Origin of the sequence: Vibrio sp. 10N.222.52.B12 (assembly GCF_002875385.1) — a bacterium.
Lineage (GTDB): Bacteria > Pseudomonadota > Gammaproteobacteria > Enterobacterales > Vibrionaceae > Vibrio > Vibrio jasicida.
Window position 1 is genome coordinate 42,567 of record NZ_MDAW01000149.1, and the last position, 25,244, is coordinate 67,810.

Annotated in this window: 22 protein-coding genes; 14 read left to right on the forward strand and 8 right to left on the reverse strand. The window is 45.4% G+C overall.

Annotated features, from left to right (window positions below; translation table 11 throughout):
• Position 1: 1 nt before the first annotated feature.
• The 5 genes from clpX to BCT11_RS22960 all read left to right on the forward strand — a co-directional run bounded on the left by clpX (position 2) and on the right by BCT11_RS22960 (position 6,747).
• Positions 2–1,282, forward strand: coding sequence for an ATP-dependent protease ATP-binding subunit ClpX (clpX, locus tag BCT11_RS22940; protein WP_038865557.1), 1,281 nt, complete (start codon positions 2–4; stop codon positions 1,280–1,282).
• Positions 1,283–1,412: 130 nt separating this feature from the next.
• Positions 1,413–3,764: an endopeptidase La gene (gene lon / locus BCT11_RS22945; RefSeq protein ID WP_102389361.1), complete on the forward strand. Its 2,352-nt coding sequence runs from the start codon at positions 1,413–1,415 to the stop codon at positions 3,762–3,764.
• A 191-nt stretch (positions 3,765–3,955) separates the two neighbouring features.
• Complete coding sequence (locus BCT11_RS22950; RefSeq protein ID WP_005430934.1) at positions 3,956–4,228, forward strand: HU family DNA-binding protein; 273 nt, start codon at positions 3,956–3,958, stop codon at positions 4,226–4,228.
• A gap of 214 nt (positions 4,229–4,442) precedes the next feature.
• Positions 4,443–6,302: a peptidylprolyl isomerase gene (gene ppiD, locus BCT11_RS22955; protein WP_038865553.1), complete on the forward strand. Its 1,860-nt coding sequence runs from the start codon at positions 4,443–4,445 to the stop codon at positions 6,300–6,302.
• Between the two features lie 145 nt (positions 6,303–6,447).
• Positions 6,448–6,747 (forward strand): helix-hairpin-helix domain-containing protein, encoded by a 300-nt coding sequence (locus tag BCT11_RS22960; RefSeq protein ID WP_038865551.1) that lies wholly within the window; start codon positions 6,448–6,450, stop codon positions 6,745–6,747.
• Positions 6,748–6,881: 134 nt separating this feature from the next.
• On the opposite strand, the gene rrtA is transcribed toward BCT11_RS22960, so the two are convergent.
• A complete protein-coding gene (gene rrtA / locus BCT11_RS22965) occupies positions 6,882–7,433 on the reverse strand; it encodes a rhombosortase (RefSeq protein WP_038865549.1) in 552 nt (183 codons plus the stop codon).
• 3 nt (positions 7,434–7,436) lie between these two features.
• Here rrtA and BCT11_RS22970 point away from each other — a divergent pair, with 3 nt between their 5' ends.
• Positions 7,437–8,054 carry a DTW domain-containing protein gene (locus tag BCT11_RS22970; protein WP_038865547.1) on the forward strand — a complete coding sequence of 206 codons (618 nt, stop codon included), beginning with the start codon at positions 7,437–7,439 and terminating at the stop codon, positions 8,052–8,054.
• A 19-nt stretch (positions 8,055–8,073) separates the two neighbouring features.
• Here BCT11_RS22970 and BCT11_RS22975 read toward each other — a convergent pair whose 3' ends face one another.
• The 3 genes from BCT11_RS22975 to BCT11_RS22985 all read right to left on the reverse strand — a co-directional run bounded on the left by BCT11_RS22975 (position 8,074) and on the right by BCT11_RS22985 (position 11,325).
• Positions 8,074–9,408, reverse strand: a complete 1,335-nt coding sequence (locus tag BCT11_RS22975) for an anti-phage deoxyguanosine triphosphatase (protein WP_198593989.1) — start codon at positions 9,406–9,408, stop codon at positions 8,074–8,076.
• Between the two features lie 3 nt (positions 9,409–9,411).
• Entirely contained in the window at positions 9,412–9,996 is a 585-nt protein-coding gene (gene yfbR, locus BCT11_RS22980) for a 5'-deoxynucleotidase (RefSeq protein ID WP_038865545.1), read from the reverse strand.
• A 114-nt stretch (positions 9,997–10,110) separates the two neighbouring features.
• On the reverse strand, positions 10,111–11,325 hold the full coding sequence (locus tag BCT11_RS22985; RefSeq protein ID WP_005437583.1) for a pyridoxal phosphate-dependent aminotransferase: 1,215 nt from the start codon (positions 11,323–11,325) through the stop codon (positions 10,111–10,113).
• A gap of 217 nt (positions 11,326–11,542) precedes the next feature.
• Here BCT11_RS22985 and BCT11_RS22990 point away from each other — a divergent pair, with 217 nt between their 5' ends.
• The 6 genes from BCT11_RS22990 to menE all read left to right on the forward strand — a co-directional run bounded on the left by BCT11_RS22990 (position 11,543) and on the right by menE (position 18,774).
• Entirely contained in the window at positions 11,543–12,850 is a 1,308-nt protein-coding gene (locus tag BCT11_RS22990) for an isochorismate synthase (RefSeq protein WP_102389364.1), read from the forward strand.
• Positions 12,847–14,565 (forward strand): 2-succinyl-5-enolpyruvyl-6-hydroxy-3-cyclohexene-1-carboxylic-acid synthase, encoded by a 1,719-nt coding sequence (gene menD, locus BCT11_RS22995; protein ID WP_102389365.1) that lies wholly within the window; start codon positions 12,847–12,849, stop codon positions 14,563–14,565. Before BCT11_RS22990 ends, menD begins: the two co-directional genes overlap by 4 nt.
• On the forward strand, positions 14,552–15,346 hold the full coding sequence (menH, locus tag BCT11_RS23000; RefSeq protein WP_102389366.1) for a 2-succinyl-6-hydroxy-2,4-cyclohexadiene-1-carboxylate synthase: 795 nt from the start codon (positions 14,552–14,554) through the stop codon (positions 15,344–15,346). Before menD ends, menH begins: the two co-directional genes overlap by 14 nt.
• A 26-nt stretch (positions 15,347–15,372) precedes the next feature.
• Positions 15,373–16,239, forward strand: coding sequence for a 1,4-dihydroxy-2-naphthoyl-CoA synthase (menB, locus tag BCT11_RS23005; protein WP_042604634.1), 867 nt, complete (start codon positions 15,373–15,375; stop codon positions 16,237–16,239).
• A gap of 130 nt (positions 16,240–16,369) precedes the next feature.
• On the forward strand, positions 16,370–17,359 hold the full coding sequence (gene menC, locus BCT11_RS23010; RefSeq protein ID WP_102389367.1) for an o-succinylbenzoate synthase: 990 nt from the start codon (positions 16,370–16,372) through the stop codon (positions 17,357–17,359).
• Positions 17,344–18,774 (forward strand): o-succinylbenzoate--CoA ligase, encoded by a 1,431-nt coding sequence (gene menE / locus BCT11_RS23015; protein ID WP_102389368.1) that lies wholly within the window; start codon positions 17,344–17,346, stop codon positions 18,772–18,774. The genes menC and menE overlap by 16 nt, the downstream gene beginning before the upstream one ends.
• Before the next feature lie 51 nt (positions 18,775–18,825).
• On the opposite strand, the gene nagE is transcribed toward menE, so the two are convergent.
• A complete protein-coding gene (gene nagE / locus BCT11_RS23020; protein WP_038865536.1) occupies positions 18,826–20,280 on the reverse strand; it encodes an N-acetylglucosamine-specific PTS transporter subunit IIBC in 1,455 nt (484 codons plus the stop codon).
• Between the two features lie 157 nt (positions 20,281–20,437).
• Here nagE and BCT11_RS23025 point away from each other — a divergent pair, with 157 nt between their 5' ends.
• Both BCT11_RS23025 and BCT11_RS23030 read left to right on the forward strand, forming a co-directional pair.
• Positions 20,438–21,319 (forward strand): LysR substrate-binding domain-containing protein, encoded by an 882-nt coding sequence (locus tag BCT11_RS23025; protein WP_102389369.1) that lies wholly within the window; start codon positions 20,438–20,440, stop codon positions 21,317–21,319.
• A 96-nt stretch (positions 21,320–21,415) separates the two neighbouring features.
• Entirely contained in the window at positions 21,416–21,598 is a 183-nt protein-coding gene (locus BCT11_RS23030) for a hypothetical protein (RefSeq protein ID WP_038865532.1), read from the forward strand.
• 3 nt (positions 21,599–21,601) lie between these two features.
• Here the strand turns inward: BCT11_RS23030 and BCT11_RS23035 are convergent, their stop codons facing one another.
• The 3 genes from BCT11_RS23035 to BCT11_RS23045 form a co-directional block, all read right to left on the reverse strand.
• Entirely contained in the window at positions 21,602–22,507 is a 906-nt protein-coding gene (locus tag BCT11_RS23035; protein WP_038865531.1) for a putative sulfate exporter family transporter, read from the reverse strand.
• Positions 22,508–22,667: 160 nt separating this feature from the next.
• A complete protein-coding gene (locus BCT11_RS23040; RefSeq protein ID WP_102389370.1) occupies positions 22,668–24,542 on the reverse strand; it encodes an MFS transporter in 1,875 nt (624 codons plus the stop codon).
• A gap of 13 nt (positions 24,543–24,555) precedes the next feature.
• Positions 24,556–25,146, reverse strand: coding sequence for a TetR-like C-terminal domain-containing protein (locus BCT11_RS23045; protein WP_038865527.1), 591 nt, complete (start codon positions 25,144–25,146; stop codon positions 24,556–24,558).
• Positions 25,147–25,244: the final 98 nt, after the last annotated feature.

Sequence of the window (25,244 nt, forward strand, 5' to 3'; positions counted from 1 at the left end):
AATGACAGATAAAAGCAAAGAAAGTGGCAGCGGCAAATTGCTGTACTGCTCTTTCTGTGGCAAAAGTCAGCACGAAGTTCGCAAGCTAATCGCAGGTCCGTCAGTTTACATTTGCGACGAGTGTGTCGACTTATGTAACGATATCATTCGCGAAGAAATCAAGGATGTTCTCCCTAAGAAAGAATCTGAGGCGTTACCAACGCCAAAACAGATCCGTGAACACCTTGATGACTATGTGATCGGACAAGATTACGCGAAAAAAGTGCTCGCAGTTGCGGTATATAACCACTACAAGCGTTTACGCAATGGTGATACAACGAGCGAAGGTGTGGAGCTTGGTAAGAGTAACATCCTTCTAATTGGTCCAACGGGTAGTGGTAAAACACTGCTTGCTGAGACGCTAGCTCGATTCTTGGATGTGCCATTTACAATGGCTGACGCTACCACACTAACCGAAGCTGGTTACGTAGGTGAAGACGTTGAAAACATCATCCAGAAGCTTCTGCAAAAATGTGATTACGATGTAGCTAAGGCTGAACGCGGCATTGTATACATTGACGAAATTGACAAGATTTCTCGTAAAGCTGAAAACCCATCAATTACGCGTGACGTATCTGGTGAAGGTGTTCAGCAGGCGCTACTAAAACTTATTGAAGGTACGGTTGCATCGGTTCCACCACAAGGTGGTCGTAAGCATCCACAGCAAGAATTCCTACAAGTGGACACGTCTAAGATCCTGTTCATCTGTGGCGGTGCATTTGCTGGCCTAGATAAAGTGATTGAGCAACGTGTAGCAACAGGTACTGGTATCGGCTTTGGCGCAGAAGTGCGCTCTAAGAACGAAACCAAAACCGTCGGTGAACTATTTACTCAGGTAGAGCCTGAAGATCTAGTGAAATACGGTTTGATTCCTGAGTTTATTGGTCGTCTACCAGTAACGACAACGTTAACTGAGTTAGATGAAGAAGCGTTAATTCAGATCCTATGTGAGCCGAAGAACGCACTAACCAAGCAATACGCAGCATTGTTCGAGCTAGAAGACGCTGAGCTTGAGTTCCGTGAAGACGCACTACGTGCTATCGCTAAGAAAGCAATGGAGCGTAAGACAGGTGCTCGTGGTCTACGTTCAATTCTAGAAAGCGTTCTGCTGGAAACCATGTATGAACTGCCATCAGCGACGGACGTAAGTAAAGTCGTGATTGATGAATCAGTCATTAATGGTGAATCAGAACCACTGCTTATTTACAGCAACGCCGACAGCCAGGCAGCTGGAGCAGAATAAATTCAGCCATGAATAAAAAGGAGGTAAGTAATTACCTCCTTTTTTTATTTCTCTTATTGAATCCAAATAATTAGACCCCATATACTTCGTTAAGTAATACGTTAAACGTGAAAGCGGAAGAGAGAATTATATGAACTTGGAACGTTCCGAGCGTATCGAGATCCCGGTATTACCTCTACGTGACGTAGTGGTCTACCCACACATGGTTATTCCATTGTTTGTTGGTCGTGAGAAATCGATTAGTTGTCTAGAAACGGCAATGGAAACAAACAAACAAGTTCTGCTTGTGGCACAAAAGCAAGCTGATACTGACGAGCCGACGGTTGATGACCTATTTGAAGTAGGTACGGTTGCAACCATTCTCCAGCTTCTTAAGCTACCTGACGGCACAGTTAAAGTGTTGGTTGAAGGTCAACAGCGCGCGAAAATTAACCACTTTAAAGAAAGCGAGTTCTTCCTAGCAGAGGCAGAGTTTGTGGTTACGCCTGAGCTTGAAGAGCGTGAGCAAGAAGTGATTGTTCGCAGTGCGATCAACCAATTCGAAGGCTTTATTAAGCTAAACAAAAAGATCCCACCAGAGGTGCTTACCTCACTAAATGGTATTGATGAAGCAGCTCGTCTTGCAGACACCATTGCTGCGCACATGCCTCTAAAGCTGGTGGACAAACAGCAAGTACTTGAAATCGTTGATGTGACTGAGCGTCTTGAATTCCTTATGGGTCAGATGGAATCAGAAATTGATCTTCTTCAAGTCGAAAAACGCATCCGTGGTCGCGTTAAAAAGCAGATGGAAAAATCTCAGCGTGAGTACTACCTGAATGAGCAAATGAAAGCGATTCAGAAAGAACTTGGCGAGATGGAAGATGCTCCTGACGAGTTCGAGACCCTGAAGCAAAAGATCGATGAATCGAAAATGCCTCAGGAAGCGCGTGAAAAGACAGAACAAGAGCTACAAAAGCTTAAGATGATGTCTCCAATGTCAGCAGAAGCGACAGTGGTGCGTAGCTACATCGATTGGATGGTGAGTGTGCCATGGGCGAAGCGTTCAAAAGTTAAGAAGAACCTTGCGAAAGCAGAGGAGGTTCTAAACGAAGACCATTACGGTCTAGAGCGTGTTAAAGAGCGTATTCTTGAATACTTGGCGGTACAAAACCGTATCAACAAACTGAAAGGCCCTATCCTTTGTCTTGTTGGTCCTCCTGGTGTTGGTAAAACATCCCTAGGTCGCTCTATCGCTGCTGCAACGGGCCGTAAATACACGCGTATGGCTCTAGGTGGTGTACGTGATGAAGCGGAAATTCGCGGTCACCGTCGTACGTACATTGGTTCATTACCGGGTAAGCTCATTCAGAAAATGTCGAAAGTTGGGGTGAAAAACCCACTATTCCTTCTGGATGAGATCGACAAAATGTCTTCAGACATGCGTGGCGATCCGTCTTCAGCACTGCTTGAAGTACTAGACCCAGAGCAAAATAACGCGTTTAACGATCACTACCTAGAAGTCGATTACGACTTATCAGATGTGATGTTCGTTGCAACGTCGAACTCGATGGATATTCCTGGTCCTTTGTTAGACCGTATGGAAGTGATTCGTCTGTCTGGCTACACAGAAGACGAAAAGCTGAACATCGCGAAACGTCACCTTGTTGATAAGCAAGTTCAACGTAATGGCTTGAAACCAAGCGAAATTGTTATCGAAGATTCAGCGATCATTGGCATCATTCGTTACTACACGCGTGAAGCGGGTGTGCGTAGCCTAGAGCGTGAGATTTCTAAGATCTGTCGTAAAGCAGTGAAGAACATCCTGCTTGATAGCAGCTTGAAATCAGTTACCGTGACAATGGAAAACCTAAAAGAGTACCTAGGTGTTCAGCGTCATGACTTCGGTAAAGCGGACGATAGCAACCGTATCGGTCAAGTAACGGGTCTAGCTTGGACACAAGTTGGCGGCGACCTACTGACCATCGAAACTGAATCAATGCCGGGTAAAGGTAAGCTGACGCAAACGGGTTCACTTGGCGACGTAATGAAAGAGTCGATCCAAGCTGCGATGACCGTTGTGCGTTCACGTGCCGAGAAACTGGGTATTAACTCTGACTTCTACGAAAAACGTGATATCCACGTTCACGTACCTGAAGGTGCAACACCAAAAGATGGCCCAAGTGCTGGTATCGCAATGTGTACTGCACTTGTTTCTAGCTTGACGGGTAATCCTGTAAAAGCAGAAGTGGGTATGACGGGTGAAATTACGCTTCGCGGTGAAGTTTTACCTATCGGTGGCCTAAAAGAGAAGTTACTTGCGGCACACCGCGGTGGCATCAAAACGGTACTGATTCCGAAGGACAATGAGCGTGATTTGGAAGAGATTCCAGAAAATGTTATCGCTGATCTGAAGGTTATCCCTGTACAGTGGATCGACGAAGTTCTTAAAGTTGCACTAGAGCAAGACCCGACAGGCGTTGAGTTTCCGTCTCAAAAATAGTGATGTGCAGCAAAAATAAGTAAAACTTTACGCTGATAGGCTCAAAAAGGCTTGTCAGCGTTTTTTTTGGAAGCTAAGTTAAGTTCGATAGCTTCCAGCCCTTGAAGGATAAGGGGTGGGGCATATTTTTTAATTATGGAACGAAACGTCATCACAAAAATAATCACAGATGACACAAAGGGGAAATCACAGTGAATAAAACTCAACTAGTAGAACAAATCGCAGAAAACGCAGACATCTCTAAAGCATCAGCTGGTCGCGCTCTAGATGCATTCATCGAAGCAGTAAGTGGTACGCTTCAGTCTGGTGACCAAGTTGCGCTTGTTGGCTTCGGTACTTTCAGTGTTCGCACTCGTGCAGCACGCACAGGCCGTAACCCAAAAACTGGTGAAGAAATCCAAATCGCAGAAGCTAAAGTACCTTCTTTCAAAGCTGGTAAAGCTCTAAAAGACGCTTGTAACTAATTCTTTGCGTCGATGACGCAGAGCTGGTTCAGCTAACGGCCATTGCATAGTTTTTGTTCAAACAGTCAGATTTGTACAAAAATTTACAAACTAAGAGCCGAACTTTCTTAAATTATGCGCATCCTACTGATGCGCATTTCTTTTTCTGATATTATCGCGACATTACATTTTCTATTAGAAGCAGTCGGCTTCAATTGTGGAGAGCAGTTAAATTATGATGGATCGACTACGCGAAGGCGTGAATAGCATCGCGGTCAAAATTATCCTTGGACTTATCATTCTATCTTTCGTATTTGCAGGTGTAGGTAGCTACATTGTTGGTGGTAACAACAACTCTGCGGCGAAAGTAGGTAATACCGAGATCGCTCGTGGTGAGTTTGAAATGGCTTACCAAAATGAGCGTAACCGCATGCAAGCTCAATTGGGTGACAACTTCTCTCAGTTGCTAGCAGACCCTGCATACGTTGAATCTTTCCGCAAATCAGTTCTAGATCGTATGATCAACGATGTGTTGCTTGATCAACAAGCTGAAGCACTAGGTCTACGCATTAGCGATGCTCAAGTACGTAGCATGATTCTAGACATGCCTCAGTTCCAGTCTAACGGCCAATTTGACCAAGACATCTACCAAGCTTCTTTGCGCCGTGCTGGTTTCTCTCCAGATTCATTTGCAGAGTACATGCGTCGTGAATTGGTTCGTGAGCAACTGCTTAACGCTCTACAAACCAGTGAGTTCACTCTACCAGGTGAAGTTCAGTCAGAAGGTAAGCTGTTCACACAAACTCGTGACGTTCGTACTGTGACTATCGACTTAGCTGAGTTTGCTAAAAAAGTAGATCTTACTGATGAAGAAATTCAAGAGTACTACAAAGCAAATCCAGATATGTTTACTCGCCCAGAGCAAGTAAAAGTCGCTTACATTGAACTATCAGCTGAAGCACTGAAAAAGCAAATCCAAGTTTCTGACGAAGAAGTTAAGAAATACTACGATGATCACCTAGACAAATACTCTTCAGAAGAGCAACGTCGCGTCGCACATATCCTAGTTGAAGGTGATGATGAAGCGAAAGCACAAGCCATTCTTGATGAACTTAACGGTGGTGCAGATTTCGCTAAGCTAGCAGAAGAAAAATCTGACGACTTTGGCAGTGCTGAAAACGGCGGCGACCTAGGTTGGATTGAGCGCGATGTAATGGACCCTGCATTCGAAGAAGCGGCGTTCGCACTTAAGAACCCTGGTGACGTGACTGGTCTAGTGAAGTCTGACTTTGGCTACCACATCATCAAGCTTGAAGAGCTTAAAGACTCTGTTGCTAAGCCTTTCTCTGAAGTCGCAGCTGAAATCAAACAAGAGATGGTTGACCAAAAAGCAGTTGATCAATTCTACGAGCTACAAAACGAGCTAGAGAAAGTGGCGTTTGAATTCCCTGACTCTCTAGACGACGCTTCTAAAGCGGTTGGCCAAGAAGTGAAAACGACAGACTTCATTTCTCAAGTTGACGCGCCTGAAGTGCTTAAGAACCAAGCAGTAATGCAAGCGATTCTAAGCCCAGAAGTGAAAGAAGATGGTCTAAACTCTGAAGCAATCGAAGTCGCACCTGAGCACATCATTGTTGTTCGCGTTGAAGATGCTCGTGACGAGACCGTACTTCCTCTAGACGAAGTGAAAGACCAAGTGGTTGCTGAGCTATCTCGCGTTAAAGGTGAGCAAGGCGCAATCGAACTAGGTACGAAAGTGGTTGCGGCGCTTAAAGAAGGCAACACGGCTATCCTTGCTGAAAACAATCTAACGTTTGGTGAGCAAGAAACCGTAGACCGTCGTTCTCCACTGGCGAGCACAGTATTTGCTATGGCGAAACCAGTTGATGACAAGCCTGTATACGGTCAGTCAAAAGACCTTGCTGGTAACATCGTGGTTATCGAGCTTGATGCTGTGAAAGCTGAACTAGATGCTTCTTTAGAAGAGCAAGTAGCAATGCAGATGCAACGTGCTTCTTCACAACAAGATCTTACTTCTGTTATCGCAGTACTACGCGCAAACACTGACATCGAGTACTTTGTTGTGAGCAACTAAGCACTACGAATGTAATTTGCATGTTAACTAAAACGGGTCGCATTAGCGGCCCGTTTTATTTTTATCTGAAGCCACTTCAATGCCGTGCTCGGTTTATCTAGAGTAGTTAGTACTTTGACAAGATAACTCAGGAGGAGCACTCAATATGAAATGGATGTTAACGCTGTGCTTAATGCTATTGGCACCAGTGGGATGGGCGGCCGGCGGTGAGACAACAAAGTCGAAATCGTCGAAATACGAAGGTATTGAGATTACTGTTAATGTGAATACCGCTTCAGCGGAAGAGATCGCGACATTACTTAATGGTATTGGCGAGAAGAAAGCCGAACAGATAGTAGAGTATCGTGAAGAGCACGGTCCATTCAAAACGGCAGCGGACCTAAGCAAAGTGAAAGGCATTGGGGAAGCAACGGTGAAGAAAAACCAAGAGCGAATTTTGCTGTAAATACATTTTGGCCATTGAAAAGCGAAGTTTCTGTTTCCTATTACTGCTTTCCCGAACCAATCCTCTTTACCGGTTCGGGATTTTTTATTTGGTCAGATTTACATTTGAGGAAGGCCAAAGATCGCTTATCTGGTTTAACCAAAGATCCGGCGATGCATTAACTTTTCCAACCAAGCCATGCCTAAACCACCAATTGCACCAAATAAATGAGCGTCAACCGCAACACGTGCGCCAATCATGGCTGCAGTACTAGTGGAGGGGCCGTAGAATTGCTCCCACGCGACTTTTGCAATTAAGCCACTCACCAAAACCAAACTGCTTCTTCTGCCGTCGAAAACCTCACTGAGCGCCCAGAAACCAAAGAGTCCATGCAATACACCTGACAACCCGACATAAACTGACATATTGGTAAAAAGATTCATCGCACCGACAAATGAACAAAGAATCAAAAATACGATGGTGAAGTTACGTGCTGTCGGTCGAAAGATAAAACCAATAACCCATAATCCAGCGAGATTCATGCCGAGATGAGCAAAGTTGGTATGCGTGAGATTTCCTGTTACGATTCGCCACCATTCGCCATGGCGTATATTGTAAGCATGCCATTCAGTCAGACTTGCCATGGGTTCGAATTGAAGAATTAAACAGATAACGCTGATGATGCTCAGCAATGTATAAAGGTTCACTCTATGTCTCGTTATTGTTCTCAGTGTGGAAAATCGCGCAAAGCCTGTATTTGCCAATGGATTGTACCGCTAGCAAGCGAGGTTGAACTTATCATTCTTCAGCATACGAGTGAAGAACATCGTCCTCTTGGTACGGCACGGATTCTCAATTTGAGCCTAAATCATTGTACTTGCCTGATTGGAGAAGACTTTTCTGACAGTGCGGCCTTGAATGCGTTGCTTGAAGATGAAACCTACCAACATTTCATTCTTTACCCTTCAGAGCAATCGTTGTGCCTTTCAGAATTGGCGACGGTTGCAGAAGTGCCCGATAAGAAAACACGTTTAATCTTACTCGACGGTACTTGGAAGAAAGCCTACAAGATGTGGCAACTGTCGACGAACCTTCATACTATCCAGACGGTTAAACTACCGGAAGACTTACAAGGTCATTATACGATTCGTAAAGCGCCTTCTGATAACAGCTTGTCGACGGTAGAAGCGGGGTTTCATGCGCTCTCGTTACTTCAACCTAGCAAGGATCTTACTCCTTTGTTGATTGCTTTTGAGAAGATGATTGAATTTCAAATCGCCCAGATGCCTCCGGGCGTATTTGAGAAGAACTATCTGAAAGGTGAGTAGCGAATCTATAGAGCATTCTCTATAAGACAATTGAAGAAAACAACTGACGGTGTAGCTTCTGTGCATGGCCGTCGGTCATCGCTGAGATGTAATCTGCAATGACGCGCATTTTTGCACTCTCATCCATTGCTTCTTTCCAACGTTCTTGAGTGTGTTTGGGTAGCAAGCGTTCAGGATCTGCACTGAGCGCTTCAAATAAATCCATGATGATTTGCTGGCCTTTGTATTCAACAATCTGTACTTGATGAATTTGAATCACATATTGGCTCACGAAGTGTTTCAATACTTCTAGTGCTTTTGCCATATGAGGTTCTAAACAGGCGTTCCAAGCCAGTAAGTGGTTATTGAATGGCTCATCAACTACTTTGATTGAGATACTCGTCAATAGGGCGTTAACCATGCCACCAATCGCGTCTTTACGTCGATGATGTTTACCACTAAACAACATTTGACCGATGGAACCGATGTGTTCTTCAAACCAAGGGTCTCCGCAATCTGCAAGCTGGCTTGCTGCCCCTTCTTGCCACTGCTGTCGAGTTACCATACCAAGCACAATGGCATCTTCTAAATCATGTACGCCATAGGCGATGTCGTCCGCTAGCTCCATGATTGAGCAGTCCAAAGACTTAAACCGAGTTTTACAGTGCTCCAAGTCTGATTCAGGGCGGCAACGCATTTGGCTTAATAGTGCTTTGTCGTTTTCGGTCAGTGGCGCAATGACCCAATCGAATAAATCCTTATCGCAATCATAAATGCCTTTGGCAGGGCTCCAATCTTTGGCTTTGAGTTTGCGTTGATGCTCAACCGGGTCCGGTAGGCTTGTGGAGCGTGTTTGACTAAGCAGAGCTGGGTACTTTATTAAACCGAGTAAAGCGCGACGTGATAGGTTCATACCGAAGTGCTCGGTATAAGGTTCAAGCTTGGTGACGATACGGAAGGTTTGAGCATTGCCTTCAAAGCCGCCGTGATCACGCATCATGTAGTTTAAGGCGACTTCACCACCATGCCCATAAGGGGGATGACCAATGTCGTGTGCGAGACACAATGAATCGATCAAGCTGTCAGACGGCAGTAGATCTCGAAATTCAGGTTGCTTCTTTTTTAGTTGGGCAACAATACCTGTTCCAAGCTGCGCTGCTTCGAGAGAGTGGGTGAGTCGAGTTCGGTGAAAATCTTCCAAGCTGTTGCCATGCACTTGGGTCTTCGCTTGTAAGCGTCGAAATGCTGCAGAATGCAGAATGCGTGCACGATCACGTTGATACGGGCTACGATGGTCATCGCGGCGGATTTTATGTTCATCATCATGGCGTTCTTGCCATAAAGCGTTTAATTCAAATGACACATTTCTCTCCATCAACTAGCTAATTTCATCCAGCGATAATTCAAAACTTGGGGCAAAGGTATGAAGAAAGTATTCCATTTCCGGTGTTTTGCGTTCTTGCAATGTGATATCTAAGCGTTTCTTTGCCAAGGCAAATTCGTGGTTACCTGCACTGAGTTCTTCCAAGCATTTAAGGTACGCACAGATAGAATCTGCTTGCTTAACGATTTTCGCGTCTTCTTCATGAGCGGAATGCGAGAGCAAGTAGGGGGCGAAATCATCTTGAAACTCTTCAGGTAACATCGAGAGCAGTTTTTGTTCTGCCGCTGCTTCAATCTTCTTATATTCTTTAGAAATTTCAGGGTTGTAGTACTTAACGGGGGTCGGTAGATCCCCAGTGAGTACTTCACTCGAATCATGGTACATGGCGAGTATAGCGATACGTTCAGGGTTTAGTGTACCGCCGAATTTTTTGTTTTTAATTAATGCTAGGGCATGCGCTACGAAGGCAACTTGTAAGCTGTGTTCAGAGACATTTTCTGGCGAGACTGAGCGCATCAGTGGCCAGCGTTGGATGAGTTTCATTCGGGCCAAGTGGGCGAAAAAATGGCTTTCTTTCATTGCACTCTCCTATGTACCGATCCCACAAACCGTTCGTAAGTGACATTGGTATTTGATACGAAAAAGGAGCTCACTGGGAGCTCCTCTAAGCATATGAGAGATCAGCAGTAATTACTACTGGCTATACGTTGATAGGAAACGCTCAAAGCGGCCAATCGCGGTTTCGAGATCTTCTACGTGCGGCAGTGTAACAATACGGAAGTGATCTGGTTTCGGCCAGTTAAAGCCAGAACCTTGTACCAGAAGTACTTTTTCTTGCTTCAAGAAGTCGAGCACCATTTGTTGGTCATTCTTAATGTTGTACATCTTAGTGTCGATTTTCGGGAACAAATACATCGCACCTTTCGGCTTCACACACGAAACACCAGGGATCTGGTTGATCAGTTCGTAAGCTCGGTTACGTTGCTCAAGCAAACGACCACCCGGCAAGATCAGCTCATTAATACTCTGGTAGCCACCCAATGCGGTTTGAATCGCATGTTGCATTGGTACGTTGGCACATAAACGCATCGAAGAAAGCAGTTCTAAGCCATTGATGTAACCTTGTGCTAGATGTTTAGGACCCGTTAGGAACATCCAACCGCCACGGAAACCACAAACGCGATACGCTTTTGAAAGACCGTTGAACGTCATCACCAGTACATCTTCTGTTAGCGTTGCAACCGAGGTGTGTGTCGCGCCGTCGTAAAGGACTTTGTCGTAGATTTCATCAGCGAAGATGATCAGGTTGTGTTGGCGCGCAATCTCGATAACTTCTAATAGGAAATCACGACTGTATACCGCACCTGTTGGGTTGTTCGGGTTGATAAGAACAATACCACGGGTTTTTGGCGTGATTTTCTTTTTGATGTCTTCAAGATCTGGGTACCAGTCTGCCCCTTCATCACAGATATAATGCACAGGTTTACCGCCAGACAAAGCAACAGATGCCGTCCAAAGCGGGTAGTCTGGCGCAGGGATCAGCATTTCGTCGCCATTGTTCAGTAATGCTTGCATCGCCATCACGATCAGCTCTGATACACCGTTACCAACGTATACATCTTCAACATCTAACGATCGGATGCCTTTGCGCTGATAGTGCTGCACGACAGCTTTACGCGCCGAATAAATGCCTTTGGAATCACAATAGCCTTGAGAAGTTGGCAGATTACGAATGACATCTACTAGAATCTCATCAGGGGCGTCAAAACCAAATGGGGCGGGGTTACCAATGTTTAGCTTTAGGATTTTATGCCCCTCTTCCTCCATGCGTTTAGCATGTTTGAGTACAGGACCCCTAATGTCGTAGCAGACATTGTCGAGTTTTGACGACATCCCGATATTTTGCATTGCTTAATTCCTAAAAAATCGTTAATTTCTTTATTAAAATACAATAATTTGTTTTTTATTAGAATAAAAATCTGTAAATTATCCGTTTGGTGATTAAGTTTTGTTCTGTTGGTATCACAGGAATTTGCAAAAGATCGTATACGACCTTGATTTGCTTTGGGTCTAAACTTAGAGTAGCCGTCAGTTATCCTTTATCCTCACACGTTTCGAGGTTGATTTGTCACAGTTCCATCAAGCCGTAAATAGAATTATCGAGCGAGTTCAGCAAACGGAAGGCAATCAAACACGTTTAATCGAGCCACTCAGCGAGAAACCCAATTTCGCGTTTATAGACTGGCTTGAAGCACAACCACTTTTTCCCAAGTTTTACTGGCAGTCCCGTGATACTCGTGAAGAAGTTGTTGCTCTAGGCCAACTCCACTCCTTTGTCGAGCCTGGACCTGCCTATACGATCCTTGGTGAAGGCCAACGCGTATGGGGCGGTCGTTCATTTGACGGTCAGCACGAGAAAAATCGTCGCTGTATGCCATCCTTCTTTTTTCTTCCGCAAATTGAGTTGATTCGGTTTGACCAGCAATGGTCACTTGCAGTGAATATCGCAGAAGATAAAACTCGTACATTAGCAGGCTTGAAAAAGCTGGTCTCTGATGTGCCTAGCTTAGCGCCAATCTCTTCTCATATCCGTTCGATTGATCACGCTCCGACAGAGCCACAATGGAATGATTTGGTAGAGAAGGTGCTCACTGGTATCGACAATGACGAGTTTAAAAAAGTGGTGTTGGCTCGCAAATCGACTGTTCATTTAGATTCGACACTTTCTGCTGCGCAGCTATTGAAAGCGAGCTACCTCAACAACCATCATAGTTTTCATTTTCTGTTGAGCTTAGACAGTAAACACAGCTTTATGGGATCCACACCAGAGCGTTTGTATTCGCGTATCGGACACGAGCTACATACAGAAGCATTGGCCGGTACGATAGGCCGTGGCGAGAATGCGACTCAAGATATGGAATTGGCGAACTGGCTATCTCAAGATTCTAAGAACCTCAATGAGAACCAGTATGTGGTGGACGACATTATTGAACGTCTTTCACCCCACTCAGAAAGCGTTGAAGTTGAAACTGATCCTTGTTTGGTTCGCCTGAGAAAAGTGCAGCATTTAAAGCGTAATATTCATGCGGATCTTAAAACGGGCATTAATGGTGTTCAGTTACTCTCTGCTTTACAGCCGACAGCCGCTGTTGCTGGGTTGCCCCGTAAAGAGTCGATGCAGTTTATTTTAGATAATGAGCCGTTTGCACGCGGCTGGTATGCAGGCTCCATGGGTTATATCAGCCATGAGCGTGCAGAGTTTTGTGTCGCAATCAGAAGTGCGTTGATCCTTGAAGAACAAGTTCAACTGTTTGCTGGCGCGGGTATTGTTCCAGGTTCCATTGCAGAGCATGAATGGGCCGAGTTAGATAAAAAAATGTCAACGTTACTTTCTCTTATTTCAGACCACCCACCGCTTGGGGTTGCATCATGAATGCTGATCAAGCTGTTTTAAATCGAATTTGGTCTGAAACCATCCTGACAGAATTAAACCGCTTTGGTGTAAATCATATCTGTATTGCACCAGGTTCTCGCTCTACCCCTTTAACGGTGGAGGCGGCGGATAATCCAAATTTTACCATTCACACGCACTTTGATGAGCGTGGTTTGGGCTTTATGGCATTAGGGCTAGCAAAAGCCAGTAGAGAGCCTGTGGCATTGATCGTGACCTCTGGTACTGCCGTCGCCAATCTGTTGCCCGCTATTGCAGAGGCAAAACTCACTGGTGAAAAGCTGGTGGTATTGACTGCCGATAGACCAGTCGAGTTGGTAGGGTGTGGCGCAAATCAAGCCATCAATCAACTTGGTATTTTCTCACAGCATGTTTCTGACAGTCTGAATTTGCCAAGCCCGACATTGTCTACGCCACTCAACTGGCTTTTGACCTCTGTGGATGAAGTGATGTTCACGCAGCGGCTAAAAGGCAGTGCGGTACACATCAACTGTGCCTTCCCTGAGCCGTTATACTCAAACGTAGAAAAAAGTACTCACCAAGATTACCTCGATACGGTTGCTGGTTGGAAAGAAAGTCGCGTGACTTATTGTCAACGATTCAACCCGAAAACGAACAGTGCGATTCCAAGCTGTGGTGACAACAAAGGTATCGTGGTCATTGGGAGTTTGCCTTTAGCCCAAGCACAGGCTGCACGTTCGTTTTCTGAGCAAATGGGGTGGCCTGTTTTGGCTGATCCTCAAAGTGGTGTGAGTTCGGATTGGGCCCATTTTGATATGTGGTTGCAGCATCCAAGATTGGCGAGCCAGTTAGATAGCTGTGATTTAGTGGTTCAATTTGGTAGCCGAATCATCTCCAAGCGTTTTAACCACTGGCTCGATAAACATGTTTCGCGTAGCCAACATGGTAGAGATATTCAATACTGGTATGTTTCTCCACGTTTAGACCGTGATAATCAAAGCCACTTGCCACAATGGCATTGGGCTGAACAACCGAGCTCTTGGGTAGAACGTACCACAGAGTTTGAATCGGAATATACTGGTTGGGCAGACGACCTTGCGACTGACATTAAGCAAGTGACGCAGCATGCAAAAGGTTTGTTTGTTTCTGATCCTAAGAGTGAGCTAAGCGAGATTGCATTAGCCATTGACGTTGCAGAGCGCGCAAAAGGTGTTGACCTGTTTGTGGGTAACAGCTTATTTGTTCGCTTAATTGATATGTTTGGTAAGCTCGACAATACTGAAGTGTTTACCAACCGTGGTGCTTCAGGCATTGATGGCCTGTTTGCAACGGCAAGCGGGGTGCAACGCGCGCGCCAGAACCCGATGTTAATGTTTATTGGCGATACGTCGGCATTGTATGGGTTGAACTCACTGGCGTTGTTTACGCACAGTAAGTTACCGTCAGTGTTGGTGATTACGAACAATGATGGCGGCGCGATTTTTGATTTACTGCCGGTGCCGCAGGAACATCGTGAGTCGTTCTACCAAATGCCTCATGGTTACGACTTTGAGCATGCCGCGAAGCAGTTTGGTTTAGAGTATCGTCAACCAAGCTCATTAGCAGAATACCAATCTTTGGTTTCTGAGCATTTTGCTTCAGGGCAAGGCGCATTGGTGATTGAAGTGCAAACGCCGTCTAACCAAGCTGTTGAGCATTTAAAATCGTTCAACAAGAATTTGCATGCTCTATTCTGAGCACTTTTCAGCAACGGAAAAGCACCAAGGTAGCACTTTGCCTACTCTGGTGTTTTTGCATGGCTTGTTAGGTAGCGGAGCGGATTGGCATCTATGCTCAAACGCGTTACCTCAATTCGAACGTGTGACGATTGACCTTCCTGGTCATGGTCAAAGCCAATCTATTTCTTGCAGTGATCTAGATGATTGCTGCAAATTGCTCAATTCCACACTATCTTTACAATTTCCTTCACAACAGCCGCTTATTTTGATTGGTTACTCAATGGGGGGACGCATTGCTATGCATGGCCTTGCGCACCAGTGTTTTTCAGATCTCAATATTTGTGGTGCCATTGTTGAAGGAGGAAACTTCGGTCTACAAAACGAGTCAGATAAGCAGGCCAGATTAAAGAATGACACTCGCTGGGCAAAGCGTTTCAAAATTGAGCCTCTTGCTTGTGTTTTGAACGATTGGTACCAACAGTTGGTCTTTTCTTCACTAAACCATGAGCAAAGACAAACATTAGTGACAAAACGAAGTGCTAATCTTGGCTCGTCAGTCGCAGATATGTTGCTTGCGACTTCTTTGGCTAAGCAAGGTTATTTGCTACCAGCACTGCAACAACAAGCGGTTCCGCTGTATTACGTGTGCGGTGCTAAAGACAAAAAATTCAGTCAACTGGCAGAAATGAGCGGGTTGGCATATCGACAAATTGAGGGAGCAGGGCATAACGCTCATCAAGAGCAACCCCAGAAGTTTGCGATACAGATTAATCAAATAATTCATTCTCACTTTCAGTGAGAGCAACGAGAACAATGGGAATCACCATGGCTAAAACAGTAGGCATTTCTGAAGAAGAACTTTACGCTCCGGTTCAATGGAAAGATTGCAGCGAGAAATACGAGGATATCCACTATCACAAGTCTGTTGATGGTATCGCGAAAATTACCATTGCACGTCCACAGGTACGTAATGCTTTCCGTCCTCAAACTGTAAAAGAGATGATTGATGCACTGGCAGATGCGCGTTATGACTCGACTGTTGGTGTGATCATCCTGACAGGTCTAGGTGAAGATGCGTTCTGTTCTGGCGGTGACCAGAAGATCCGTGGCGACTACGGCGGCTACAAAGACGACCAAGGTACGCACCACCTAAACGTATTAGACTTCCAACGCGATATTCGTACTTGTCCAAAACCAGTGATCGCATCGGTCGCAGGTTGGGCTGTCGGTGGTGGTCACGTGTTGCACATGATGTGTGACCTGACGATTGCGGCGGAGAATGCACAATTTGGTCAAACTGGTCCTAAGGTGGGCTCTTTTGATGGCGGTTGGGGCGCGTCTTACATGGCTCGTATCGTAGGTCAGAAGAAAGCTCGCGAAATCTGGTTCCTATGTCGTTTCTACAATGCTCAAGAAGCGGTAGACATGGGTCTAGTAAACACGGTTGTACCACTAGAAGACTTAGAAAAAGAAACCGTTCGTTGGTGTCGTGAAGTTCTACAGCACAGCCCAATGGCATTGCGTTGCTTGAAAGCCGCATTGAACGCGGACTGTGATGGTCAAGCTGGCTTGCAAGAACTGGCTGGTAACGCAACCATGATGTTCTACATGACAGATGAAGGCCAAGAAGGCCGCAACGCATTCAACGAGAAACGTCGCCCAGACTTCGACAAGTTCCCTCGTAACCCATAATCCGTAAAGAAAGAGGAGCCTTTGTGCTCCTCTGTTTCGTTTTTCGTCCTGAGCGCCTTGCCCTCTGGGAGGCTAGCGGGTTCTCTCGCTAAAAAGTTCAGAATATATGGTATTACATAGGATTCGAATTATGCGTAAAGCGAAGATTTATCGTTACTCTCTACCAATGGACAGTGGCGTTATATTACGTGACAACAAACTGACTGAGCGTGTTGGCTTCATTCTTGAATTAACGGACGGCGACAAAATTGGTCGTGGTGAAGTTGCACCTTTAACGGGCTTTAGCCTTGAAGGCACTGAGGAAGCGGGTGTTCAACTGCAAGCTCAAGCGGAGCGTTGGGTAGCGGATTTACCCGTGGATTACAACCACATGTATCCGTCTGTGGCGTTTGGCTTATCGATGGCTCAACTTGAGCTAGAAGGCGGTCTGCCGGTACAAGGGCAGTATCAAGCTGCGCCCCTGTGTAATGGTGACCCTGATGAGCTGATTCCTAAACTGAACGAGATGGAAGGCGAGAAAGTTGCGAAGGTAAAAGTGGGTCTATACGAACCGATTCGCGACGGCATGCTAGTGAACTTATTTCTTGAGTCGATACCGCAGCTGACACTTCGCCTTGATGCAAACCGTGCTTGGACGCCAGAAAAAGCGCAGCAGTTTGCTAAGTATATTGCCCCATCACTGCGTCAGCGTATCACCTTCTTGGAAGAACCATGCCGCTCTCCGGGTGACAGTCTGTCGTTTGCTATCAATACGGGGATTGCTATCGCGTGGGATGAAACGCTACAGGATGCGGTTCGTCGTGAAGACTTCTGCCTAGAAGATCTTACCGGTGTGAAGACCATCATTATTAAGCCAACGTTGATCGGCTCGGTTGAGTTTTGTATTAAGCTGATTGAGAAGGCTAAAACTCTGGGTATTAAAGCTGTGATAAGCTCAAGTATTGAATCCAGCTTGGGTCTGAACCAGTTAGCACGTTTAGCTCAATGGCAACTGCCGAATGAAATCCCTGGCTTGGATACGATTGGTTTGTTCAAAGCGCAATTGGAACAGGGTTGGCCTAAATGTGAACTTCCAATTATTCCGCTATCAGAGCAGGAGTTAGTGTGGCATTCTGCATAGAGACGATTGCGATTGCACCATGGAAATATTGGGCTCAAATGAGCCCTTTTTCTATTGCGCTGGAAACAACCAAAGAGTCTATAAATTGGCAGCAATTAGCATCTCGCGTTGACCGATATGCGCATTATTTGCAGCAGCAGGGACTGGCAAATGGTGATGTCTTGACTTTAGTCGGCAAGAATCAAGTCGATGCATTGTTACTTTCCCTTGCTGCCCAGCAATTGGGCGCTATTGTAGCGTTGACGATGCCGCAGCCTTTGGAGGCATTGCAAGGCAAGCTCAAGACGCTTTATAAAACTCATCAACAACGTTTTGTTTGGTTTGCTGATAGCCTAGCGAATGCTTATTCAAGGCGTCAGTTGTCACAACTCGATGCGACGTTTATTTCCATTCAGAACATGATAAACGCGGATGTCGTTACTCCAACTGATGGCTATGAGCGTGATGCACTCGCGACTATCGTATTTACTTCCGGTTCAACGGGAACGCCCAAAGCAGTAGCTCATAACCATCTGCAGCACTTTGCTTCAGCACAAGGTCTGTTAGAGGAGTTTCGATTTACTCAACGAAATACTTGGTTGTTGTCACTGCCGCTCTACCATGTATCTGGCCTTGCGATCGTTTATCGTTGGTTGTTTGCTGGTGCGACTCTGAAGGTGGGAGATGGCAATCTAGCAGAAGATATTCTTGGTGTGTCTCATGCGTCTTTGGTCGCAACGCAATTAAAACGTCTGTTGGATGACCAAGTTAACCTGTCTCTTACTCATGTGTTACTTGGTGGTAGTCATGTTGGGCACGAACTGGCTTTACGGGCGACACAGCAGGGGGTTGAAACTTGGTTAGGTTATGGCATGACAGAAGCGGCCTCTACCGTAACTGCTAAGCAAATCGATAGCATCAGTAACGCGGGTCACCTATTGCAAAACCGCGATATTAAGCTGGTGGAACAACGTATTTATATCGGCGGCAAGACCCTGGCAGCAGGCTATTTTCATCAAGGTAATATTACTTCTCTCCTGAATGAAAGTGGTTGGTTTGACAGCAAAGACTTAGGTGAATGGCAAGGGGATGAACTCAAGATCATTGGTCGAGCAGATAACCAATTTATCTCTGGTGGAGAAAACGTTCATTGTGAAGAGATAGAAGCGGCACTGAACCAAATAGAGAGTGTTTCGCAGAGCATCGTTGTACCGGTAGAAGATGTGGAATTTGGACATCGACCAGTAGCAGTGATGCAGACGGATTCATTACTGGACAAAGCTCAATACGAGCAACATCTGCAAACTAAGCTAGAAAAATTCAAATGGCCGGTCGCGTATTATGTAATGCCTCAAACTTTATTGGCTGGAGGAATTAAAGTATCGCGCAAAGCGGTAAAAGACTGGTTAAAAAATGAAGTGCAAAACGGTGACTAAGCGTTATTGCACTTCAGGGGGGATGTGGTGATGGTGAGTCACCACAATTCTTTAGTTAGCGAGGGCGACTTTCATTTGCTCCGCTACTTTATCTACTTTACCTAGGCCGATGATGACTTGCAGGCCACCTTTACCAATACAAACTACACCTGCTGCGCCGAGCTGTTTTAGTTTTGCTTCGTCAGCCAGTGAGGAATCTTTTACGGTTAAGCGTAGGCGGGTAATACAGTTGTCTACCTCTAGGATGTTATCTGCACCACCGATAGCGGCAATGTAATCTTTTGCAAGTTCGCCAACGTTTTCTGTTACTTCCTTCTCCATGTCTTCGCCACGACCGGGAGTGCGCAGGTTGAACTTAACGATCGCGAAGCGGAATATCGTGTAGTACAGAGCGAAGAACACTAAACCTTGTGGGATCAACATGTACCATTTGGTTGCTAGTGGATTTTGGCTTGAAAGCACAAAGTCTACGAACCCAGCGGAGAAACCGAAGCCTGCCATCCATTGCATGCTTGCAGCAATGTACATAGAAATGCCCGTTAGTACTGCGTGGATTAGGTAAAGCACAGGCGCTAGGAACATAAAGCTGAACTCTAGTGGTTCGGTGATGCCTGTGAAGAAAGACGCCATTGCAGCGGCAAGCATGATAGAAAATACTTTGTTTTTGTTCTCTTTATCTGCGCAGTGGTACATCGCAAGTGCAGCGCCCGGCAGGCCAAACATCATGATAGGGAAGAAGCCTGCTTGGTACATACCAGTTTGGCCAACAACCGCAGTGCCATTCGCAATAGATTGTGCACCACCGAGGAAGTTTGGAATGTCATTAATCCCAACTACATCAAACCAGAACACTGGGTAAAGCGCATGGTGCATGCCGATGGTCAGCATCAGGCGGTTGAAGAAACCAAAAAGACCGGCACCGACAGCGCCCATTGCTTCCAACTTAGTGCCGAAAATGATCAGTGCATCGTAAATCACAGGCCAAACGTAAAGCAGAACGAAGGCCAATGCCATACCAGCAATAGAAGTTAGGATCGGAACTAGGCGTTTTCCACTGAAGAAAGCTAATGCCTTAGGTAACTCGACTCCAGAGTAACGGTTGTAAATCTCCGCTGAGATTATGCCGACTAAGATACCGATAAACTGGTTATTAATCTTGTTGAACGCATCAGGCACCTCATCTGCTGTGATGCCCATCAGTTGAGTGACCGCTCCTGGCGCAAGCAATGTGGTTAAAACCATAAAACAAATAAAGCCGGAAAGTGCGGCAGAGCCATTCTTGTCTCTGCTTAGACCAAAAGCAACACCGACGGCAAATAGCACTGCCATGTTATCGATGATGGCACCACCAGATTTGATTAGAAATGCGGCCAGTACGCTTTCTGAGCCCCACCCAACAGGGTCAATCCAGTATCCTATGCCCATCAAGATTGCCGCAGCGGGTAGTGTCGCTACGGGAACCATCAACGCCTTACCGACTTTTTGCATGTAGCCGAGTATATTCATATTTGCCCCTATAATTTTTAATGCCTCCCAGAATATGATCTATGCTGGAAATTGGCGTTTTTATTAAGTTTCTAGGGACTATTTGAAACTTAATTATCGACGCAAACAAACGAATTCACTACTATCATGAATTAATATTTTTAATGCATGGTGTGTCATGGCTAACCAACAATTACTGCTTAGGAATCTTCATACCTTTAGTATCGCAGCGAAGCACCTTAGTTTTACTCATGCAGCGAAGGAGTTGCATTTAACCCAAGGTGCGGTTAGTCATCGCATTAAAGTACTCGAGCAAGAGCTGGGTTTTACCTTGTTCGTTCGCGGCACGAGAAAGCTTGAGCTGACAGAGGAAGGGCGTCGTTTTCAAAAGACGTTATCTACATCACTCAGTACCATTTTTAATGAGATTGAAGAAATAAAGTCGACGGATTTAGTGGGCGAGATAAACATTGCCGCCTCTCCAGGATTCTTAAACGGTTGGTTAATGCCAAGGGTTGCGGACTTTAAGCGCCATTACCCAGGTTTCAATCTCAATCTATTTGCGCAAGAAAGTCAGTTAGATCTTGTAACAAATCAGATCGATGTGGCTATTTTTTATGATACTGAGCACCTTGTTGATGTTTATCGTCAGCGATTGTTTGGTGAAAAGTACATTCCTGTTTGCACACCACTGTACATGAAAGAGATGAATATTTTAGAAGATGGGCTCGCCTCTCTACACCGTATTAATTTTATTCATGCATTAGGCTCTGACGTATGGCAGAGGTGGGTGTCTCACATGGCATTAGATGTGGATGTTTTCCAACACTTTTATTGTGTTAGTCACCGTGATATGGCTGTGTTAGCCGCGAGAAACAATGTTGGTGTTGCGATGGGACGCTATCGGTTTGTCAAAGATCTCTTAGACAAAGGAGAACTAGTGAGCCCTTACCCTACGATGGATACTCAGCAGGGGTATGATTTACTCTGTCCATCTGGATATGAGCACCGCCCTAAAGTGAAGACTTTCATTTCATGGGTGGAGAGCCAACTTAGTTGATTTAGCAATGAATTAGTCGAAAAGGGAATTTCGAATCCTTATAACTCTGAATCATAATTATGCTTAAAGTTTAAGAAATAAAGCATAAGGTTCAGGATGATCAAATTAGCTTTGGTGGCAGCGGTGTTGCTACAAATTGGCCTTGCGATGAGCACTGAGGGACTAACGCGCTCATTGGCTGAGCTAACCGCCTTTCTGGTCGCGATAGCTTTAGTGTTGGTACACAAAAACCAGAGCGCGAAAAAAGCAGAGCTCACCCAGCCACAGAAAGTTAATTAAGGTTTAGCTCAGCAGTAGCCAACCGAGTGATGTTGTAGAAATCAGCACCCACAGTGTGACACCAAACAATAATGGTTTTGCCCCTGCCGACTTCAGCTTCGATACTGAAATACTGCAACCAATCAAGAACAGACACACCACAAGCGCTTGCTTAGCAATAGCAAAGATGCCTTGATACACCACTTCAAATTGCGGGAAGAAGTCGCTGAATGCAATAGCAGCGCAGTACCAGAAAATGAAGTAAGGAATCACTAACTTGCTTTTACCTTCTTTACCGTTTCCACGAGAAAAGATCACGGCACTGATCAGTGCGACGGGAATGATCCACAATGCGCGAGCAAGCTTCAATGTGGTTGCGGTAGTCAATGCTTCTTCACCGTAAGCAGATGCCGCACCCACAACGGAAGAGGTATCGTGAATTGCAATCGCAGCCCACGTTCCGAACGTATGCTGATCCAAACCAATAGCGTGACCAATTACAGGGAAGATAAACAGCGCCAGTGAGTTCAGAACGAAAACCGTTGCAAGTGCAAGACCGATTTGTTCGTCCTTTGCTTTGATCGCTGGAGCGACAGCAGCAATCGCACTACCACCACAAATGGCAGTACCAGAAGCAATCAAATACGCCGTTGTGCGTTCAAGTTTTATTGCTTTGGCAATCATCATGCCGATCACAAGTGTGCCAAGGATGGTCGCGATGATTAGACCTATTCCATCAGACGTGACTGCGAGTGCTTGGTCAAAGTGAATCCCAAAGCCCAAACCAATAATGGAGTAAGAAAGCAGCTTCTTGGTAAATGAAGCAATAGGAAGCTCTGTCGGTACTAGGCTAAAACTCGCCAAAAGAAAACCGATCACAAGCGCGATAGGAGAGGACACAAAAGGGGTTAAACAAAACAGCAGTGCCAATCCAAAGGGGATATTCTTTGTATTCAAGGGTGTCTTCGTTGTAATGAGTTAAAGCGCAGAGTATATCGTAACGCCTATGGTCAGAAAGTCTTAATGAATTGAACGTACGTTCAGAAAAACTAAACGCATGTTCAAAAATTAAGAATTGTTCTGTTTGAGTTTAGCGCCAGTCGCCGCGAAGTGCTTTTACTTTCTCAAACATAGCTTGTGCTGTGGCATGTTTTGGATCGACAGGTGTACCAGCTTCGATTTCCAGTCTAGACCAGAAACGCGTTGGTAAGCCCTTACATGCTCGGCCTTTTGCGCGACTGAAGTAGCTGCCCCATAAGCCTTTCAACGCGATTGGTATCACTGGAACAGGGCTACGACGAAGGATGATGTCTATACCGCGCATAAACTCGTTCATCTCACCATCTGATGTCAAACGACCTTCAGGGAAAATACACACAATATGCCCCTCACTTAGTGCCGCCTCAACATCACTGAATGCACGACGAATAGAAGTGCGATTGCTGGCCGAGATCGGAATCACGCCAGCTCGGCGAAGAAAACGTCGTAGAGGTGGAAGGTTGGCGTAATCTTCTTCCATCACAAAGCGAATCAAGCGTGGGCAAACCGCACTTAATAGTAGCGAGTCCATATAACTCACATGATTACATACGATTAATGCACCACCATGCTCAGGAAGGTGGTGCAAATTCTTGTGTTTTACGCGGTAAATTGTGTGAGTGACTACCCACATAGCAAAGCGCACAACGAAAATTGGGATTTGCAGGAAAATGTATGCCGCAACTAAGAAATTTAAAACAGCCAATAGAGCGAACAATTGGGGGATGGTCATTTCAAGCACGCTTAGGCAGGCGATACCCAATATTGCGCTACCCACCATAAACAACGAGTTAAAGATGTTTAGCCCCGCAATGACTTGTGCTCGCTCTGTCTCTTTTGCTCTGTGTTGCATAAGCGCGTACAGCGGTACGATGAACAAGCCGCCAGAGATTCCGATCATTAGTAGATAGAAGAACAGCGGCCAAAAAGCGTCGAAGCTTACAAACTCAACAAAGGTATGAAATCGAGGTAAGTCTGTAGGAATAGATGTCGCCATCAAGAAGCCGAATATGGTGATACCTAGAGCACCAATCGGTACGATTCCTACTTCAATTCTGTGGTTTGAGAGCCAGTTACAGGCCATTGAGCCAACAGCAATACCGACCGAGAACAAAGCTAACAGAAATGAAACCGCGCTCTCTGTACCATTCAAATACTCTTTCGTGAAATTAGGGAACTGGGTGAGATAAGCCGCGCCTAAGAACCAGAACCAGCTGATTGCCATGATGCATTGGAAGACGATGCGGTCAGACTTGGCAATAGAAAGCGTGTGTTTGGTTTGTTTGTATGGCTGCCATTTAAATTGAATATCGGGAGCGCTAGCGGAAGCAAAGGGAATTGAACGGCTTGATAAGTAGCCAAGAAGGGCAAAGATAACCACACAAAATGCAGCAAGGTATTTAGCGTTATCTGCGGAAGCAATCAGCCCTGCGCCTAGTGTACCGATCAAAATAGCAATAAAGGTACCAGCTTCTACTAGTGCATTGCCCGGAACGAGTTCTTTCTCGTTAAGTTGTTGTGGTAGCAATGCATATTTGACTGGGCCGAAGAAGGCTGACTGCGTGCCCATCAGGAATAACAGTAGGAGTAAAACACCGTAGCTCTCGGTAATGAAACCTACAGCCCCAAGCAACATTATGCCTATCTCGAACAGTTTTACCTTGCGGATAAACCAAGATTTTTCATACTTATCTGCCAGCACCCCTGCTGATGCGGAAAATAGAAAGAACGGGAGGATGAACAAGCCAGCGGCTAAGTTGATAAATAAGTTGCTAGAAACGGGCAGTGCACTAGACCCCGCAAAGGCGACAAACAGCAACAGCACATTTTTGAAGATATTGTCGTTGAAAGCACCAAAAAACTGGGTAATAAAATAGGGAAGGAACTTTCGTTGCCTAAGCAAGGACGACTGGCTGTCTGATGACATGAATAATCCTTTATTACCAGCTGATCAGATAGTTTGAAATCAGGTTATCAATAAGCTCTTTCCCATCAATAGGTTCACTAGAGAAAAACTTATCATCAACGCTTAGTAGCGTGATTCCATGTACACCGGACCACAATACGCGACTCGCTTGAAGTACTTCAGACTCAGTACGGTGCGGTGCGATTTGAGCAAGTAAGGATTCTAGCATGCCAGTCATACCGTCGATGCGTTTTGCATGCCATTCAGGAAGTTCTGCGCCATTCATATTGTGCTCAAAAACTAACTGCCAACGATGTGGGTGTTTTTGCGCGAAATCGTGATAACAATAAGCCAGTTCAAATAAGGCCTGATGGGCATCTTTACTGTTCTTGGTCGCTTTCACTGCTTCTTGTTGTAGCTCATCTAACGTTTGAGCAACCGCGTGTAAAAGCAACAAGTTATAGTTGCCGAAAATGTTTACTAAAGTGCTTGGCACGTAACCAATCATGTTAGCAATCTTACGAAGACTGAGCTCGTGGTAAGAGTTTTCGTCTAAAAAGTCTTTGACCGTAGTAAGGGTCAAGTTGACTAACTCTTCTCTGGTGTGATCGTTTCTGCGCGCCATAATCTAAAACTACTTATTGAACAACGTTCAATATGATAGACAGCTACTGAATCACCGTCAATAACACAAACCAGTCAGAAACCTATTGCTTGGCAATA

What these genes read in the sequence shown, in the direction of transcription:
- ppiD (WP_038865553.1), top strand. Translation starts at nt 4,443, where the DNA reads ATGATGGATCGACTACGCGAAGGCGTGAATAGCATCGCGGTCAAAATT.
- menD (WP_102389365.1), top strand. Translation starts at nt 12,847, where the DNA reads ATGAATGCTGATCAAGCTGTTTTAAATCGAATTTGGTCTGAAACCATC.
- BCT11_RS23025 (WP_102389369.1), top strand. Translation starts at nt 20,438, where the DNA reads ATGGCTAACCAACAATTACTGCTTAGGAATCTTCATACCTTTAGTATC.
- menH (WP_102389366.1), top strand. Translation starts at nt 14,552, where the DNA reads ATGCTCTATTCTGAGCACTTTTCAGCAACGGAAAAGCACCAAGGTAGC.
- BCT11_RS23030 (WP_038865532.1), top strand. Translation starts at nt 21,416, where the DNA reads ATGATCAAATTAGCTTTGGTGGCAGCGGTGTTGCTACAAATTGGCCTT.
- BCT11_RS22985 (WP_005437583.1), bottom strand. Translation starts at nt 11,325, where the DNA reads ATGCAAAATATCGGGATGTCGTCAAAACTCGACAATGTCTGCTACGAC.
- nagE (WP_038865536.1), bottom strand. Translation starts at nt 20,280, where the DNA reads ATGAATATACTCGGCTACATGCAAAAAGTCGGTAAGGCGTTGATGGTT.
- clpX (WP_038865557.1), top strand. Translation starts at nt 2, where the DNA reads ATGACAGATAAAAGCAAAGAAAGTGGCAGCGGCAAATTGCTGTACTGC.
- menC (WP_102389367.1), top strand. Translation starts at nt 16,370, where the DNA reads ATGCGTAAAGCGAAGATTTATCGTTACTCTCTACCAATGGACAGTGGC.
- lon (WP_102389361.1), top strand. Translation starts at nt 1,413, where the DNA reads ATGAACTTGGAACGTTCCGAGCGTATCGAGATCCCGGTATTACCTCTA.
- BCT11_RS22970 (WP_038865547.1), top strand. Translation starts at nt 7,437, where the DNA reads ATGTCTCGTTATTGTTCTCAGTGTGGAAAATCGCGCAAAGCCTGTATT.
- BCT11_RS22960 (WP_038865551.1), top strand. Translation starts at nt 6,448, where the DNA reads ATGAAATGGATGTTAACGCTGTGCTTAATGCTATTGGCACCAGTGGGA.
- menB (WP_042604634.1), top strand. Translation starts at nt 15,373, where the DNA reads ATGGCTAAAACAGTAGGCATTTCTGAAGAAGAACTTTACGCTCCGGTT.
- BCT11_RS23045 (WP_038865527.1), bottom strand. Translation starts at nt 25,146, where the DNA reads ATGGCGCGCAGAAACGATCACACCAGAGAAGAGTTAGTCAACTTGACC.
- BCT11_RS23040 (WP_102389370.1), bottom strand. Translation starts at nt 24,542, where the DNA reads ATGTCATCAGACAGCCAGTCGTCCTTGCTTAGGCAACGAAAGTTCCTT.
- BCT11_RS22975 (WP_198593989.1), bottom strand. Translation starts at nt 9,408, where the DNA reads ATGGAGAGAAATGTGTCATTTGAATTAAACGCTTTATGGCAAGAACGC.
- yfbR (WP_038865545.1), bottom strand. Translation starts at nt 9,996, where the DNA reads ATGAAAGAAAGCCATTTTTTCGCCCACTTGGCCCGAATGAAACTCATC.